This is a genomic window from Enterobacter sp. R-1.6.2 (assembly GCF_035064085.1).
Lineage (GTDB): Bacteria > Pseudomonadota > Gammaproteobacteria > Enterobacterales > Enterobacteriaceae > Enterobacter > Enterobacter asburiae_B.
Map to the genome: position 1 here is coordinate 18,140 of NZ_JASEYI010000025.1, position 16,080 is coordinate 34,219.

At 59.6% G+C, this 16,080-nt stretch carries 19 protein-coding genes and 1 riboswitch; of the genes, 7 read left to right on the plus strand and 12 right to left on the minus strand.

The genetic code is table 11. The features are described 5' to 3' along the window. Positions 1 to 2: 2 nt before the first annotated feature. Positions 3 to 1,325 carry a pyrimidine utilization transport protein G gene (gene rutG, locus QMN93_RS21240; protein WP_023311081.1) on the plus strand — a complete coding sequence of 441 codons (1,323 nt, stop codon included), beginning with the start codon at positions 3 to 5 and terminating at the stop codon, positions 1,323 to 1,325. Here rutG and QMN93_RS21245 read toward each other — a convergent pair. Both QMN93_RS21245 and QMN93_RS21250 read right to left on the minus strand, forming a co-directional pair. Beyond that, positions 1,313 to 2,236 carry a DMT family transporter gene (locus tag QMN93_RS21245; protein WP_193139014.1) on the minus strand — a complete coding sequence of 308 codons (924 nt, stop codon included), beginning with the start codon at positions 2,234 to 2,236 and terminating at the stop codon, positions 1,313 to 1,315. The genes rutG and QMN93_RS21245 overlap by 13 nt on opposite strands. Before the next feature lie 117 nt (positions 2,237 to 2,353). Continuing rightward, positions 2,354 to 2,524 (minus strand): general stress protein, encoded by a 171-nt coding sequence (locus QMN93_RS21250; RefSeq protein WP_023311077.1) that lies wholly within the window; start codon positions 2,522 to 2,524, stop codon positions 2,354 to 2,356. Positions 2,525 to 2,914: 390 nt separating this feature from the next. Between QMN93_RS21250 and wrbA the strand changes: the two genes are divergently transcribed. Together wrbA and QMN93_RS21260 are read left to right on the plus strand one after the other, a co-directional pair. Then, positions 2,915 to 3,511, plus strand: coding sequence for an NAD(P)H:quinone oxidoreductase (wrbA, locus tag QMN93_RS21255; protein WP_023311076.1), 597 nt, complete (start codon positions 2,915 to 2,917; stop codon positions 3,509 to 3,511). Between the two features lie 20 nt (positions 3,512 to 3,531). Then, positions 3,532 to 3,759: a YccJ family protein gene (locus tag QMN93_RS21260; protein ID WP_008499832.1), complete on the plus strand. Its 228-nt coding sequence runs from the start codon at positions 3,532 to 3,534 to the stop codon at positions 3,757 to 3,759. Between the two features lie 33 nt (positions 3,760 to 3,792). Here the strand turns inward: QMN93_RS21260 and agp are convergent, their stop codons facing one another. Then, complete coding sequence (agp, locus tag QMN93_RS21265; protein WP_182383296.1) at positions 3,793 to 5,034, minus strand: bifunctional glucose-1-phosphatase/inositol phosphatase; 1,242 nt, start codon at positions 5,032 to 5,034, stop codon at positions 3,793 to 3,795. A gap of 152 nt (positions 5,035 to 5,186) precedes the next feature. Here agp and QMN93_RS21270 point away from each other — a divergent pair, with 152 nt between their 5' ends. Then, positions 5,187 to 5,630, plus strand: a complete 444-nt coding sequence (locus tag QMN93_RS21270; RefSeq protein WP_032658095.1) for a helix-turn-helix domain-containing protein — start codon at positions 5,187 to 5,189, stop codon at positions 5,628 to 5,630. Between the two features lie 125 nt (positions 5,631 to 5,755). After that, entirely contained in the window at positions 5,756 to 6,550 is a 795-nt protein-coding gene (locus tag QMN93_RS21275) for an SDR family oxidoreductase (RefSeq protein WP_048976700.1), read from the plus strand. A 1-nt stretch (position 6,551) separates the two neighbouring features. Here the strand turns inward: QMN93_RS21275 and QMN93_RS21280 are convergent, their stop codons facing one another. Beyond that, entirely contained in the window at positions 6,552 to 6,911 is a 360-nt protein-coding gene (locus tag QMN93_RS21280) for a helix-turn-helix domain-containing protein (RefSeq protein ID WP_047061537.1), read from the minus strand. Between the two features lie 100 nt (positions 6,912 to 7,011). Between QMN93_RS21280 and QMN93_RS21285 the strand changes: the two genes are divergently transcribed. Beyond that, positions 7,012 to 7,761, plus strand: coding sequence for an SDR family oxidoreductase (locus QMN93_RS21285; RefSeq protein ID WP_029741836.1), 750 nt, complete (start codon positions 7,012 to 7,014; stop codon positions 7,759 to 7,761). A gap of 1 nt (position 7,762) precedes the next feature. On the opposite strand, the gene QMN93_RS21290 is transcribed toward QMN93_RS21285, so the two are convergent. Beyond that, positions 7,763 to 8,266 carry a DedA family protein gene (locus QMN93_RS21290; protein ID WP_323619758.1) on the minus strand — a complete coding sequence of 168 codons (504 nt, stop codon included), beginning with the start codon at positions 8,264 to 8,266 and terminating at the stop codon, positions 7,763 to 7,765. A gap of 159 nt (positions 8,267 to 8,425) precedes the next feature. Next, positions 8,426 to 8,595: riboswitch (M-box (ykoK) riboswitch) on the plus strand. 60 nt (positions 8,596 to 8,655) lie between these two features. Here QMN93_RS21290 and QMN93_RS21295 point away from each other — a divergent pair. Continuing rightward, on the plus strand, positions 8,656 to 9,657 hold the full coding sequence (locus QMN93_RS21295) for a magnesium transporter (protein WP_029741838.1): 1,002 nt from the start codon (positions 8,656 to 8,658) through the stop codon (positions 9,655 to 9,657). Here the strand turns inward: QMN93_RS21295 and hpxK are convergent. The 7 genes from hpxK to hpxU form a co-directional block, all read right to left on the minus strand. Beyond that, the gene (gene hpxK, locus QMN93_RS21300; RefSeq protein WP_193139012.1) at positions 9,623 to 10,885 is read right to left on the minus strand and encodes an allantoate amidohydrolase; all 1,263 of its coding nucleotides are present in this window, start codon (positions 10,883 to 10,885) and stop codon (positions 9,623 to 9,625) included. The two genes, QMN93_RS21295 and hpxK, sit on opposite strands and share 35 nt — an antisense overlap. Further along, positions 10,882 to 12,123: an alanine--glyoxylate aminotransferase family protein gene (locus QMN93_RS21305; RefSeq protein WP_193139010.1), complete on the minus strand. Its 1,242-nt coding sequence runs from the start codon at positions 12,121 to 12,123 to the stop codon at positions 10,882 to 10,884. Before QMN93_RS21305 ends, hpxK begins: the two co-directional genes overlap by 4 nt. Positions 12,124 to 12,136: 13 nt before the next feature. Further along, positions 12,137 to 12,874, minus strand: coding sequence for an amino acid ABC transporter ATP-binding protein (locus tag QMN93_RS21310; protein ID WP_032638731.1), 738 nt, complete (start codon positions 12,872 to 12,874; stop codon positions 12,137 to 12,139). Beyond that, positions 12,855 to 13,511: an amino acid ABC transporter permease gene (locus QMN93_RS21315; protein ID WP_193139966.1), complete on the minus strand. Its 657-nt coding sequence runs from the start codon at positions 13,509 to 13,511 to the stop codon at positions 12,855 to 12,857. Before QMN93_RS21315 ends, QMN93_RS21310 begins: the two co-directional genes overlap by 20 nt. Next, complete coding sequence (locus QMN93_RS21320) at positions 13,511 to 14,176, minus strand: amino acid ABC transporter permease (RefSeq protein ID WP_193139008.1); 666 nt, start codon at positions 14,174 to 14,176, stop codon at positions 13,511 to 13,513. The genes QMN93_RS21315 and QMN93_RS21320 overlap by 1 nt, the downstream gene beginning before the upstream one ends. Before the next feature lie 4 nt (positions 14,177 to 14,180). Beyond that, on the minus strand, positions 14,181 to 14,963 hold the full coding sequence (locus tag QMN93_RS21325; protein ID WP_023311064.1) for a transporter substrate-binding domain-containing protein: 783 nt from the start codon (positions 14,961 to 14,963) through the stop codon (positions 14,181 to 14,183). Between the two features lie 191 nt (positions 14,964 to 15,154). Continuing rightward, positions 15,155 to 15,994 (minus strand): MurR/RpiR family transcriptional regulator HpxU, encoded by an 840-nt coding sequence (gene hpxU / locus QMN93_RS21330; protein WP_193139006.1) that lies wholly within the window; start codon positions 15,992 to 15,994, stop codon positions 15,155 to 15,157. Positions 15,995 to 16,080: the final 86 nt, after the last annotated feature.

Below are 16,080 nucleotides of genomic sequence, written 5' to 3' on the forward strand. Positions count from 1 at the left end.
CCATGTTCGGATTTCCCCACTGGCAGTTGAAATCGACCTCCACAGAAGCAGGCGTGGTCGCGCCGGATGAACGTCTCCCGCTCGGGCAGACGATGGTGATGGGCGTTCAGCACGCGGTCGCCATGTTTGGCGCCACCGTGCTGATGCCGATGCTGATGGGACTCGATCCCAACCTGTCTATTCTGATGTCGGGTATCGGCACGCTGCTGTTCTTTTTCGTCACCGGCGGGCGCGTGCCCAGCTATCTCGGATCCAGCGCCGCCTTTGTCGGCGTCGTCATCGCCACTACCGGGTTTAACGGCCAGGGGATCAACCCCAACCTGAGCGTGGCCCTCGGCGGCATCATCGCCTGCGGCCTGGTGTACACCCTGATTGGTCTGGTAGTGATGAAAATCGGCACGCGCTGGATAGAGCGAATGATGCCTCCCGTCGTGACGGGCGCCGTGGTAATGGCGATAGGCCTCAACCTCGCGCCGATTGCGGTCAGAAGCGTCTCCGCCTCGCCGTTTGAAAGCTGGATGGCGGTGATCACGGTGCTGTGCATCGGTCTGGTGGCGGTGTTCACGCGGGGCATGATCCAGCGTCTGCTGATCCTGGTTGGGCTGATTGTCGCCTGTCTGGTCTACGCCCTGCTGGCTAATGTTTTCGGTCTGGGCAAGCCGGTTGACTTTACGCTGCTCCATCAGGCCGCCTGGTTCGGCCTGCCGAAGGTGACCTCTCCCACCTTTAACACCCAGGCGATGATGCTTATCGCACCGGTGGCGGTGATCCTGGTGGCGGAGAACTTAGGCCACCTGAAGGCGGTTGCGGGGATGACCGGGCGCAGCATGGATCCGTACATGGGCCGCGCGTTCGTCGGTGACGGGCTGGCGACCATGCTCTCCGGTTCCGTAGGCGGCAGCGGCGTCACCACCTATGCCGAAAATATCGGCGTGATGGCGGTGACCAAGGTCTACTCGACGCTGGTCTTCGTGGCGGCGGCGGTGATGGCGATGCTGCTCGGCTTCTCACCGAAGTTCGGCGCGCTGATCCACACCATTCCGTCCCCGGTCATCGGCGGGGCATCGATTGTGGTGTTTGGGCTGATCGCCGTGGCCGGCGCGCGCATCTGGGTACAGCATCGCGTCGATCTCAGCCAGAACGGCAACCTGATTATGGTGGCGGTCACGCTGGTGCTGGGCGCAGGCGATTTTGCCCTGACGCTGGGCGGGTTTACGATTGGCGGGATTGGCACGGCGACCTTTGGTGCGATCCTGCTTAACGCCCTGCTGAGCCGCCGGATGGCCGCCGCGCCGCAGGGCGCCGTAGTGCATCAGGATTCCTGATTTAACGCCGCGCTGTCATTTTCTGGCAGCGCGTTTTTCTTCCGTTTGAGCTTTAACTCGCTCACCAGCACCCCGGCGACAATGAATGCCGCGCCCACCAGCGCCAGAAGCGGCAAACGCTCACCTGCAATGCGTCCGAAAATCCCCGCCCAGACCGGTTCACCGGTATAAATCACCGTCGCGCGGGTTGGCGATACGCTGCGCTGCGCCCAGTTCATGGTGACCTGAATAATGGCGCTGAAGATACCCAGCCCCAGTGCGACCACCACCAGGCCGGTGGACATCGGCGGCACGGACTCCCCTGCCGGCACCATCGTCGCAAACGCCACCAGCGACGCTGTGGCGAGCTGCACCACCGTTACCCGCTTGACGTCGACCTTGCCCGCCCAGGCGCTAATCAGAATAATTTCCGCCGCAATGGCAATCGCCCCTATCAGGGTGATGATTTCGTCCGGCCCCAGCGCAAGCAGGTTGTTTTCCGGCCCGGCCAGTAAGATCAGGCCGATAAACGCCAGCACGATGCCAATACAGGACATCAGCCCCGGCAGCCGCCCCAGGCACAGCCACTGCAGCAGCGGCACCAGCGGCACATACATGGCGGTGATAAACGCGGATTTACTGCTGGGGATGGTCTGCAATCCCCATGTCTGCAGGCTGTAGCCCATCGCTATCGCCACCCCAATCGCCACGCCGGCCTTAAGTTCTTTCAGCGTCAGCCCCCGCAGCGTTTTAAGCGAAATCAGCCCCACGGCAAGCGCCGCCGTCGCAAAGCGCAGGCCAACAAAAAAGAACGGATCGCTGAGGGTCACCGCGTACTGAACGGCCAGAAACGTCCCGCCCCAGAACATGGTGATGAGAATCAGGATGGCTTCCTGCGGTTTAACGGAGAATTTGAAGCGTGAGACAGACATGCGGCACTCGCAGTTAAGATCAATTCTCTAGTGTGCGTTGCCTTTGGTTACAGTTCAATGTTGCAGAAATAAAAAAACCGCCGGGAGATCCCGGCGGCAGGGGTTCAACCCGGCGTGTTACTTACTGCTGCCGTGGCTGTTTTTCCCCCCTTTCTTGCCAGCTTCAGATGCGCGTTGCGGGTCATTCTTGAAATTGCCCCCGCTATGCTGGCCACCTTTACGGCCTGCTTCTGATGCTCTTTCACGGTCTTCTGCGAAATTACCTGAACCACCACGATGGTTTGCCATCTCTAACCTCCAGAATGTGAAACATTAGACATCATATTGCATTCAGTAAAAGAGGATTCTTTCACCTCGCAACACAAGGACAGTGCCTTTATCTGTGCCGCGTGAAACTAAGCTTAGTGGAATGCCGCTATCCGGCAAGCCGCAGGTAATATTCTGCAACATGAACTCAGCCTTTCGGGTGAGATGACGCGGCGGCGATTCATAAACCTTTCTTATCATTTCAAAAATATGCTGCCAAAAAGTTGTTTCATTTTGCTACAAAGCCTTTTTGTAACCATATTGTTATAAATCAAAGAAATGCCGTTCATTTTTGCAGTCTGGCTGTGATGGCATATCTTTAAAAGAACGCAGCGATCCGCTGTCAGAAAAACCAACGAGGAGTGATGCAAAATGGCAAAAGTTCTGGTGCTCTATTATTCCATGTATGGACACATTGAAACCATGGCTCACGCGGTTGCAGAAGGTGCGAACAGGGTTGATGGCGTTGAGGTTGTGGTGAAACGCGTACCGGAAACCATGCAGGCGGAAGCCTTCCTGAAAGCCGGGGGGAAAACGCAAAACGCCCCGGTCGCCACCCCGCAGGAGCTGGCGGACTATGATGCCATTATCTTCGGCACACCGACCCGCTTCGGCAATATGTCGGGCCAGATGCGCACCTTCCTCGATCAAACCGGCGGACTTTGGGCATCCGGGGCGCTCTACGGCAAACTCGCCAGCGTATTCAGCTCTACCGGCACCGGCGGCGGTCAGGAGCAGACGATTACCTCAACCTGGACTACCCTTGCTCATCACGGGATGGTGATTGTGCCGATTGGCTACGGCGCCCAGGAGCTGTTTGACATTTCCCAGGTGCGTGGCGGTACGCCGTACGGCGCAACCACCATTGCCGGTGGGGATGGCTCACGTCAGCCAAGCAATGAAGAACTGTCTATCGCCCGCTATCAGGGTGAATACGTCGCGGGTCTGGCCAAAAAACTGAACGGCTAACACCCAACAGGAGGACAAGCATGCCAACTCAAGAATCCAAAGCTCACCACGTGGGCGAATGGGCAAGTTTACGCAACACCTCTCCGGAGATTGCCGAAGCTATCTTTGAAGTCGCGAAGTACGATGAAAAGCTGGCCGAGCAGATTTGGGAGGAAGGTAACGATGAGGTGCTGGTGCGCGCCTTCGAAAAAACGGATAAAGACTCGCTCTTCTGGGGCGAGCAAACCATCGAACGTAAAAACGTCTAAGCGTTTCCCCCCGCCGCAGCGGGGGGTTCTCTTTTACTTCGCCGCGTTATTCATCACCGCATTGAATTTATCGACAGGACAGAAGCCGTTCGCATCCACCGGGCAGCCTTTCAGCTCCAGCGTCACGCGCTGCGCGGGCGAATGCAGCGACAGCACGCTGGCGTTACGCAGCTGCTCTGAGCTCTGGTAGACATACTCAATTTTCATCAGCTCCTGGTTGGCATTTTTGTCATGCCAGCGCTGGAAAACAATCTTGCCGCCAATTGGGGTGCGCTCCTGCTGGTCGTGCAGCTGATAGGGTTTGAAATCCAGGGCCGTCAGCAGGGAAGCAATGTTCGAGTCGTGCCCCACCAGCAGGGTGATTTTCGGCGCTTTTGCCTGCTCGGTGACCAGCGTTTTATCAATGTACTTCACCAGCGGCTTCGCCACGTTTTGCGCCACTTCGGTGGAGGTAAACAGCGAGTCCTGATAGCCGTTCTTCAGCTTCGACAACACGCGCCACTGCTGGTCGGTTTTGATTTCGCCCCAGGCTACCTGGTCGGCCGGGAAGCCTTCGTAATACTGCAGCGTGAACGCGTCCACCAGCGAGTTACCCACCTTCAGCGGCCCGGATACACCAGGCTCTTTTTCATAGTCGGCGCTGAAGGTATCTTTCGCGTCAGCCAGCGAGCAGACCTTTTTCTCTTTGCAGGACGGGGAATCCGCGTAGTTCGTCAGCTGCTCAAGCAGCTTATAGCTTTCGCCCAGCTGCATTTTCTGCCGCTCGGACTCCATCGCCTTGAGCGCTTTTTCGCGAAATTCCGGCGAGTTATCGGTAATCACCGGATTGAAGGTCGGATCCATGGTGCCCATTTTTTCCTGATGGTGCACGGGAACGTCGCAGCCCGGGAACGCGCCGGTGATGAAGAACTGCGCGGTCGCGACGGTACGCTGCAGGCTGTTGGCGTAAGCATAAACGCTATCCGCAGCAGGACATTCTCCCGTCTTCACCATCCCCTGCTGCGCCAGCCACTCGCGCATGTAATGGCCCATATAGACTTCCAGCACGCCGCCCTTGGTGGTGAGCTGACCGCCCGGCACCTCCCACTCCGGCCACTGCTTCGGCGTGGACTGCTCCAGCACGCTACCGTTATTGGCGAGCGGCGCGCGCAGGTTATGGCGACTCATGATTAAAACTTGCTCCAGCTGATACCCTTCCGGCGTCTCTTGCGCCTGCACGCCAAACGTTGCTGAAATGGAACCGGCGACTGCCAGCGCGAGTAGTGCTTTTTTCATCCCTAATTCCTCACTCGTTTTAAAATGTCGCGTTCAGTGTGACAGATTCGTGACAATTTTCCGGGAAGCATTTCTCAAACTGATGATTAACGTGCTTACGGTGTGTGCCAATAAGTTTTATAATAAAACCACACCCCACCGGAGAATTGACCGTGAAACGTACCCGCCTCGAAGAGAGCACCTGCCCCGTCGCCCGTTCGCTGGATATCATCGGCGACTGGTGGTCGCTGCTGATTGTTCGCGACGCGCTGCGCGGGATTAAACGCTTCGGCGAGTTCCAGAAAAGCCTCGGCATCGCGAAAAACATGCTGACCACGCGGCTGAAACTGCTGGTCGACGAAGGCATCCTCCGGCTTCAGCCCGCGTCCGACGGCAGCGCCTGGCAGGAATACGTCCTGACCGACAAGGGGCGTGCCCTGCAAACGGTGCTGGTTGCCCTCTCCCAGTGGGGCAATGAATTTTTGTTTGCGGATAACGAATGCGGCACCGTGCTGGTCGATACCGAACAGCGCAAACCCCTGCGTAAACTGGCGCTTATCGCCGACGATGGCCGCGAACTGACGCCTGAAGAGATCGTGGCGAAACTCCCCTCCTGATCGTTCCCGACGACAACAGCACAAAATGCTCGCAAATATGGTTGCATTATAAAACCAAATAGCAGAGAGTTTATTCAGTTTCATCTTGAAACCAAATAACCCACTTTGCCCTGAGGTAACACACGATGACTACGCAAATCACCACCGCCCTGATTACGGGCGCCTCTTCCGGGATTGGTGCCGTTTATGCCGACCGTCTTGCCGCGCGCGGCGCTAACCTGGTGCTGGTCGCACGTCGCGAGGATCGCCTGAAAACCCTTGCCGCCGACCTTCGCGCGCGCTACGGCGTGGCCGTCGATATTCTGGTGGCCGATCTTACCGATGAAGCCGGGATCCGCGCCGTGGAAGAGGCGCTGCGCAGCAATACCGCCATTGATACGCTCATTAACAACGCGGGCACCGCGCAGATGGCGCCGTTCCTCGCGGGCGATGTGGCGCAGCATCAGGCCATTAACACCCTGAACACCACGGCGCTGATGCGTCTGACCTACGCCATCCTGCCGCGCCTGGCGCAGAACAATCGCGGCACGCTGATCAATATCGCGTCCGTGCTGGCCCTGCACGTCCGGGCGGGCAGCGCGCTCTACAGCGCCACCAAGGCGTGGGTGTTGAGCTTTACCCGTGGGTTACAGGAAGAATTTGCCGACAGCAGCGTGCGCATTCAGGCCGTGCTGCCCGCCGCCACGGCGACAGAAATCTGGAGCCATTCGGGCGTCACGGTAAACGATCTGCCGGAAGGATCGGTGATGACCACCGACGATATGGTGGATGCATCGCTGGCGGGTCTGGATCAGGGTGAACCGATCACCATCCCGCCGATGCATGACGCCGGCCTGTGGGATCGCTACGAAGCGGCGCGTCTTGAGCTGTTCAACAGCGCGCGCACCGGCATTCCGGCACCGCGCTACGCAAAACAGTAGCCTAACGCTCAAGCTGGTCGCCGTACTCGCTCATCCAGGCGGCCAGCGGGGAGAGTGCGTCCTGCAGGGTTAACCCCAGCGCGGTGATCTGATACTCCACGCGCGGCGGGATCTCCGGGTAGACCGTCCGCGTCACCAGCCCGCGCTGCTCAAACAGGCGCAGCTGTTTGGTCAGCTCTTTCTGCGTGATGGGCGTGGCCGCCCGCAGCAGATCGCCAAAGCGTACGGGCGTGTTAAAGACAATCAGGCGGTAGAGAATGGGGATCGCCCATTTACCGGAAATCAGGTTCACAAACTGCGTCATCGGGCAGGTATACGCCTCAGATTTTTTTTCGCAGCACACCTCCAGCATTTCTGCCATAGCACACCTCTTGCCTCTTTAGTATCCATTTGGTACCTGGTTTCCTTTAGATACTAACGTTTCTATAGTGCTTTCTCCAGAGACATTTCAGGAGAAGAACATGGGTCGTTTAACAGATAAATATACGCTGATTACCGGCGGCACCAGCGGCATCGGTCTTGCCACCGCGCAGGCGTTTATCGCCGAAGGCGCGCGCGTCGCCGTGACCGGACGCAACCCGGACACCCTCGCCGAAGCAGAACGTATTCTTGGCGATAAGGCCTGGGTGATCCCGACCGATGCGGGAGATATCGCCTCGCAAAAAGCGCTGGCGGAAACCCTCGCCGCCCGCTGGCCACGCCTGGACGCGGTGTTTCTCAACGCCGGTGACGTGACGCACGCGCCGCTGGAAGCCTGGCAGGAGGATGCCTGGGACCGCCTGATGGGCATCAACCTGAAGGGGCCGTTCTTTTTAATTCAGGCGCTGCTGCCGCTGCTGAATAACCCGTCGTCGGTGATCCTCTGCGGCTCCGTGAGCGCGCGCATCGGCCTGCCGACCAGCAGCGTGTATGCCGCGAGCAAGGCCGCCCTGCTGTCGCTGGCGCGCACGCTGTCGGCGGAGCTGCTGCCGCGCGGGATCCGCGTCAACGGCCTGAGCCCCGGTCCGGTGGAAACCCCGGCGTTTACGAAGACGGGCTTAAGCGACGAGGCGCTTAACGCGATGATGGCGGAGATCATCAAGCTGGTGCCGCTCGGCAGAATGGGCTCGACGACGGAGCTGGCAAAAGCCGCGCTCTATCTGGCCTCCGACGAGTCGAGCTACACGGTGGGAACGGAGCTGCTGGTCGACGGCGGAATGGGGAGTTTGTAACTCAAAAGGCGCTGATGCCGGTGACGATGCCGACATACAGCGCCGCCCATGCGCAGGCGGAAAGCAGGCTGACGGCGTAGACCTTGACTGCATTCAGCCTGAGCATGCCCGCCGCCAGCGGCACGATGTAGCGCAACACCGCCAGAAAACGCGACGTAAACAGCACGATGACACCGTTCTTTTGCAGTTGATGCTGTACCCGCAAGAACTTATCGGCATGCTTTGAGGTAAAACGCGTGACCAGCCGCGTGTGCCCCATCAGCTGGCCGATATGGTAGTTCAGCACCGAACCCGCCGTTGCCCCCAACACCACGGCCAGCCACGCCTGCGCAGGATGCATGCTCGCCTGGCTGACGGTAATGCCCGCCAGCAGCATCACCGAGGCGGGCGGCAGCACGGAGGAGATCAGCACCGTCGATTTACTCAGCGCCATCACAAATAACAGCGCGAAAATATGTGCCGGATACAGCGCAAAATGATTCAGCAGATTATCAAACCACGCCATTATCCTCTCCTTCGTTGATTATTTAATCCTCCATTAGAAATGAATTAACCTAAATAAACCCTCAACATTTTATTAATAAAAATCGTCTAAACCGTTCTTAAACATTATTTAATTTTCTGAGCGGTAAGTTTAAATAAGCGTATTATTCCTCTCGTTTTACAACGATCTCGTTATGGCGAGGCTCCTGTACAAATACACGTTATCGCTCTGGTAGGTTCGAGAGAACCGGCACAGGGTAAAACAGGCACTGTCGAATCAAGGCTTTGTCAGTATAACTTCCCTTACGGGATACGGTGTACAGTGCTGAACCCAGGACGTGGGGATCTCCTCTTCGACATGCCCTGTCTTGCTCGCCCCTGAGAGATGTTATTATTCAAAGGGAATTCACTATGTCTTACGCTATTCACAACCAGAATCTGGCATTCAATGACAGCGCCATTGCGCAATATATGAATACCGATTTTATTGTCCTCGATATTTCATTATGCGTGGCGCTGGCGCGCGAGCAATTCTTCGAAAAATTAAAAGACGACGATATTCCGTCTCATATTTTTATTGAAGACAATGGCCGCCTGGCTGGCATGATTGCCGTACGTAAATTGCTGCAGACCGCCGATACGGTACAGCCGGTGAAATCGCTGATGATTTCGCAGTTTTTGCAGGTCAAACCGGAGGATGAACGTGCCGATGTCGCCGGACTGCTGGCGCACGGCGGCGCGGATGTGGTGCCCGTGGTCACCCACGGCAAGCTCGTCGGCTGCCTGACCGAGCGCGAAATCGCCCATCTGCTGGAAGATGACGTTACCGAAGACGCCCAGCTTCAGGGGGCAACGCTGCCGCTGGAGAAGCCCTATCTGGACACCAGCCCGTATAGCCTGTGGAAGAAACGTTCCGTCTGGCTGCTGCTGCTGTTTGTCGCGGAGGCCTACACCAGCTCGGTGATCCAGCATTTTGAAGAGGCGCTGGAATCCGCCATCGCGCTGGCGTTCTTTATTCCGCTGCTGATCGGCACGGGCGGTAACAGCGGGACGCAGATCACCTCCACCCTGGTGCGCGCCATGGCGCTGGGGGAAGTCCGCCTGCGCGACGTTGGCCGCGTGCTGCGTAAAGAGATGACCACCTCGCTGATGATTGCCGCCACGCTCGGTATCGCCGGGTGCATTCGCGCCTGGATGATGGGGATTGGGCTGGAAATTACGCTTATCGTCAGCCTGACGCTGGTGTGCATTACGCTGTGGAGTGCGATTGTGTCGTCCGTGATCCCGATGGTACTCAAGCGCTGCGGCATTGACCCGGCGGTCGTCTCCGCGCCGTTTATCGCGACGCTTATCGACGGCACCGGGCTGATTATCTACTTCAAGATCGCGCAATATACGCTGGGGCTGGAGTAACGCGGTTCGCCAGCTGGATCACCGCTCGCGAAAACGCCTCAATCGCCAGGGCGACATCTTCAGCCATCACCGATTCCGCCGGATGGTGGCTGACGCCCCCTTTGCAGCGCACAAACAGCATGCCGACCGGCCAGCGTTCCGCGATGGCAATCGCGTCGTGTCCCGCACCGCTGGGCAGCGATAGCGAGCGACCCTGTACCGATGTAACGGCCTCCCCCAGCACGTTTTGCAGGTGGATATCGCACGGCGTGGCGGCAATGCGGTAAAACTCCTCGGCGCTGAAGTCCAGACCGCGGCGCGATGCGATCGCCTGCGCATGTTCCAGCAGGTCGTTAAGCAACCGATCCAGCGGCGCATCCTGCGGCCCGCGAATATCCAGCGAGAGCTGAACCTCGCCGGGGATCACGTTCACCGCCCCCGGCAGACAGCGCAGCTCGCCAACCGTCGCCACCAGGTTGCCGCCCTGCTGTCGGGTAGCGTTTTCAATGATAACCATCCACTCGGCGGCGGCGGCCAGCGCGTCCCTGCGGTGGAGCATCGGCACGGTTCCCGCGTGCCCGGCATCGCCGGTGAAGCGGCAGTTCAGACGGCGCGCGCCGTTAATGGCTTCCACCACGCCAAGGGCGAGCGTCTCCTGCTCAAGGCACGGCCCCTGCTCAATATGCAGTTCCAGATAGGCGCTGAAATCCTCCTGACGGCGCGCGGCATGCAGCACGCGGGCAGGATCGAGCCCCATCAGGGTCATCGCCTGCGCCACGCTGATCCCGCTGGCGTCGGCTTTTTCCAGCCAGCCCTGCGGCCAGGTGCCCGTCAGCCCCCGGCTACCTAACAGCGTAATGCCGAAGCGGGTTCCCTCTTCGTCGCAAAAGCCGACAATCTCGATGGCCTGGGCCAGATGCCCCCCCTGCTGGTGCAGGCTGTCCACTACCTCAATGGCGGCAAGCACGCCGAGCATGCCGTCGTAGCGCCCGGCATTGCGCACGGTATCGAGATGCGAGCCGAGCAGCACCGCCTGCGCCCCTTCCTGCGCGCCCTCATAGCGTCCACAGATGTTGCCCACGCTGTCCTGCCAGACGGTCATTCCCGCCTGGCTCATCCACTGCCCCACCAGCTGGTTGGCCTGCAGATGCTGGGTGGAGAGATAAACCCTCGTCAGCGCATCCGGGGTTTCGCTGATGGCGGCCAGCGCGTCGGCGCGGGCCATCACCCGTTCTGCCGCCGGGCTCATTGCGGCGTCTCGCGGCGATAGTGGTCCCACGCGGCCTGCATGGCGGCACCCTGCGTGGTGGTGAATTTCAGGTAGTTCAGCACCGACTCCAGCGCGCTCAGGGTGGTCATCACGCAATCCTTGCGCGCGTTGTAGCCCATGGTGCCAATGCGCCACACTTTGCCGTGCAGCGGACCAAACGAGGTGCCGATTTCAATCCCGAAATCCTCCAGCATCAGCTTACGCACCTGGTCGCCGTTGACGCTCTGCGGGATAACCACGCCCAGCACGTTGTTCATCTTGTGCTTCAGGTCGCCGAAGGTCTCCAGCCCCATCGCCTGAATGCCTTTCAGCAGCGCATCGCCGTGCAGCCTGTGGCGCGCAATGCCGTTATCCAGCCCTTCCTGCAGGATCAGACGCGCGCACTCGCGGGCGCCAAACAGCGCGGTGGTGGCTTCGGTATGGTGGTTAAGGCGCTCCGGCCCCCAGTAGTCCATCACCATGCCGAGATCGAAATAGTTGGAGTAGATCATCTCCTCGTCGCCGTCGCGGTGGGCGTCGGTGCGGATGCCCTCCTCAACGCATTTGCGGCGGCGGATCGCCTCCTCCATGCGCGCGCTCAGGGTGATCGGCGAGGTGCCCGACGGGCCGCCGAGGCACTTCTGCATCCCGGCCGAGACGGCGTCCAGCCCCCAGGCGTCGGTTTCCAGCGCGTTGCCGCCGAGCGACGCGGTGGCGTCGGTATAAAACAGCACGTCGTAGCGGCGGCAGATCGCGCCAAGCTCGGCGAGCGGCTGGAGCATGGTGGTGGAGGTGTCGCCCTGCACGGTCAGCAGCAGGCGCGGACGAACACGCTTAATCGCATCCTCCACCTGATCCGGGGTAAACACCTCGCCCCACGGCACCTCGATGGTATGCACCTCCGCGCGGCAGCGGCGGGCAATTTCGCACAGCAGATGACCAAAGCGGCCAAAGACCGGCACCAGCACCTTATCTCCCGGGCGGATGGCGGAGACCAGAATGGCTTCAATTCCCGCGCGGGAGGTGCCGTCCACCAGCATCGTCCAGCGGTTCTCGGTGCGGAACACCCCGCGATAGAGCGCTATCACCTCGTTCATGTAGTGGGTCATGGCCGGATCGTACTGGCCGATCAGCTGGCTCGACATGGCGCGCAGCACGCGCGGGTCGGCGTTGATCGGGCCCGGCCCCATCAGCAGGCGCTGGGGCGGGTTGATTTGCGGAAAGCGTGCGATATCCATTGTTAAGTCCTTATCAGTTGAGGCCGCGCACGGAGGAGATGAACTGCTTCAGTTCCGTGGTCTGCGGGTTGGCGAACAGCGTTTTGCTGTCGCCCTGCTCCCAGACTTTCCCCTGGTGCATAAACACCACGCGGTCGCCCACTTCGCGGGCAAAATTCATTTCATGGGTAACCAGTATCAGCGTCATCCCCTCGGCCGCCAGCTGCTCCAGCACCTTGAGCACTTCGCCCACCAGCTCCGGGTCGAGCGCGGAGGTGATCTCGTCGCAGAGTAAAACTTTCGGCGACATCGCCAGCGCGCGGGCAATCGCCACGCGCTGCTGCTGGCCGCCGGAGAGGCTCGACGGGTAGTAATCCAGACGATCGCCTAAGCCCACTTTCTCCAGCATCTGCTGCGCCAGCTCGCGGCATTCGGCGGCGCTTTTCTTCAGCACCCGACGCGGGGCGAGCATCACGTTTTCCAGCGCCGTCATGTGCGGGAACAGGTTGAAGCTCTGGAACACCATCCCGACCGAGCGGCTGATTTCGCGCGCCTGAGAATCCCGGTCGGTAATGGTCATGCCGCCCAGCTTGATGCTGCCGTCCTGATAGCCTTCCAGGCCGTTGATGCAGCGCAGCAGCGTGCTTTTGCCCGATCCGCTGCGCCCGATAATGGAGATCACCTGGCCCATGTCGATATCCAGATCGACGCCCTTGAGCACGTGGTTATCGCCGTAGTACTTCTGCACCTGATTAATGGTGATGAGAGGCATTGAATTTCGTCTCCAGATAGCGGCTGTAGCGCGACAGCGGATAACACAGAATAAAGTAGCCGAGCGCCACCAGCGCAAAAACCTTAAACGGCTGATACGTCACGTTGGTCAGCATGGTCCCGGCCTTGGTCAGCTCGATAAAACCGATAATCGACGCCAGCGCGGTGCCTTTAATCACCTGCACGGCAAAGCCGACCGTCGGGGCGATGCCGATGCGCAGCGCCTGCGGGGCGACCACGCGAAACAGGGTCTGGCCGAAGGTCAGCCCCAGACAGCGCGACGCTTCCCACTGCCCTTTTGGCAAGGCGCGAATACTGCCAAACCAGATGTCGAGCAGAAACGCGCTGGTGTAGAAGGTGAGCGCCAGCGAGGCGGCGGTCCACGGCGAGACGTCGATGCCGAACAGCGCCACGCCGAAGAAGGCCAGGAACAGCTGCATCAGCAGCGGCGTGCCCTGAAACAGCTCAATATAGCCGCGGATGATGCGCCTGACCGTGCGCCCGCCCGTCAGGCGCAGCAGCAGGATCGGCAGCGTCACCGCCGCCCCGCCGACAAACGCCACCAGCGACAGCAGCACCGTCCAGCGTCCGGCCAGCAGCAGGTTGCGAATAATGTCCCAGTCGGTAAAGGTGGTCATCATGCCTGCACCCCCAGCCATTTGCGTCCCGCCGCCATCATCAGCTGGCGCAGGGTAATCGACAGCGCTAAGTAAATCCCGGTTGTCACCAGATAAACCTCAAAGCTCAGAAACGTTCTGGACTGGATCAGGTTGGCGGCGAAGGTCAGCTCTTCATACGAGACCTGCGACACCACCGACGAGCCGAGCATCACGATGATGCACTGGCTCACCAGCGCCGGGTAAATGCGCTGCAGCGCGGGCGGCAGCACCACGCGGATAAAGGTCTGCAGCCGGGTCAGCCCCAGCACACGTCCGGCTTCCCACTGCCCTTTCGGCGTGACCTGAATGCCCGCGCGGATAATCTCGGTGCTGTACGCCCCGAGGTTCACAATCATTGCCAGCAGCGCCGCTTCCCCCGCCGTCATCTTAAGCCCGAGATTCGGCAGGCCGAAGACGATGAAAAACAGCTGCACGACAAACGGCGTGTTGCGGATGATTTCCACGTACGCGCCCCAGATCCGGCTGAACCAGGTGGTGCGTCCGCTGCGGATCGCCGCCCCGAAAATCCCTATCGCCAGCCCGCCGACGGTCGCCATCACCGTCAGCTGAACGGTGACCCACAGCCCCGCCAGCAGCTCCGGCCAGTGCGGCCAGAGCGCGGAGAAATCAAGTTGCTCCGTCATCGGCTCAGGCGCCAAGGTTTGCCGGCAGCGGGGCCTTCAGCCATTGCTCGGACAGGCCGTTCAGCGTGCCGTCCTTGATGCCCTGCTCAATCAGCGCATCCACTTTTGCCTTCAGGGCCGGTTCGTTTTTCTTCAGGCCAATAAAGCACGGCGAATCTTTCAGCATAAAGCTCGGCACCGGGGCTTTATCCGCGTTCTGGCGCGAAATAGCCGCCACCACTAGGTTACCGGTTGCCACGTACTGCACCTGTCCGGAGAGGTAGGCGGAGAGCGTGGTGTTGTTATCTTCGTAGCGCTTCACGTCCGCGTCTTTCGGCGCCAGGCCGGTCAGCACCATATCCTCCACCGCCCCGCGCGTCACGCCGATGGTTTTTCCGCTCAGCGCGGCGGCGTCTTTCAGCTCGGCCCCTTTCGGCCCAAACACGCCGAGGAAGAACGGCGCGTAGGCGCGGCTGAAGTCGATCACCTTCTCGCGCTCCGGGTTTTTACCGAGGCTGGAAATGACCAGATCCACCTTATCGGTTTGCAGGTACGGCACGCGGTTGGCGCTGGTCACCGGCACCAGCTGCAGCTTGAGCTTCATCTGTTTGGCCAGATAGCGCGCCATGTCGATGTCATAGCCCTGCGGCTGCAGGTCGGTCCCCACCGAGCCAAACGGCGGGAAGTCCTGCGGAACGGCAATGCGAATGGTACCGCGCTTCTCGATATCCTGAAGCTGGTCAGCCTTTGCCGGCAGCTGTGTGAAGAGGCATGCGGCCCCGGCCAGTGCAATCAACAATTTTTTCATGGTGCTTCCCCGTAACGTTAACATGAAACAAAAGATTCTTTGAATGTGATTTTGCAACTAATGTGCCAGATAGGGCGAAGTGGGAAATATTCTTGTGAAGCCTGATAAAACGCGGACGGGTCGAAAAAACGTCTATTTTCCCGACCCGTCAGATGCACCATTTTAATGCAAAGCACCAGCCTGATGCCCCATTATCGCTGTTCGAGTTCGTCCAGCTGCTGGTAAAGGGAGGCAATCTCGTGAATGCGCGGACGGCCTTTATCGAGAATTTCATGCAGGAAGGCGTTTGCCAGCAGGTTAATCAGGCTGTTGACCGAGGAGTAGCTGTCATACGCGGAGACGCTGTCCAGCGGGGCGCAGAGCTGCCAGCTCGCCAGCGGGAACAGGCTGTGCGCCTGCGGCTCGCACATCAGCAGCACTGGAATACCGCGACTCTGAAGCTGCTGCATCAGCGGGCGGATGATGCGCGGGCGGCGGCGAAAGGCCATCATGACCACCAGATCGTCCGGCGTTAAATCCACCAGCTCTTCGCCCAGGCTCTGCCCCGGCTGCGGCAGGACCAGCACCTGACCGCGCGCCTGCAGCAGCTGCTGGCGCAGGTGCAGCGCCGCCGGATAGGCGTTACGCATGCCGATAATGACGATGCGCCGCGCCTTCACCATGCAGGCCATCGCGTCGGCAAACTGCTGCGCGTCGAGGGCGTTGACCCACTGGGTCAGGTTCGCCATCTCCTGCTTATAGTGGCGCGCCAGCAGCGTATTGCCCTGCACCGCGTCGCGGTTATCGGTGAGCGGCATCCCGCTCTGGCGCAGGGTGCGCAGCTCGTCGCGCATGTCCTTATATTTCTCATAGCCCAGACGCTTAAAAAGACGGCTAACCGTGGCTTTCGACACCCCGCTCAGCTGCGCCAGCTCGGCGCTGTTGTAGCTAATGAGATCGTCAAAATGATCGAAAATAAAGTCCGCCACCCGCTGCTCCTGCGGCGACAGCGACGGGTACTGTGCTTTCAGACGTTCATCCAGTTGTTCCATAGCGCCTCTGTAACTTTTGTTTCATCACATTGTACCTTTTATTATGCGTATTCATTATACGTGCCAGTTTACTGAAACTTTTCTTT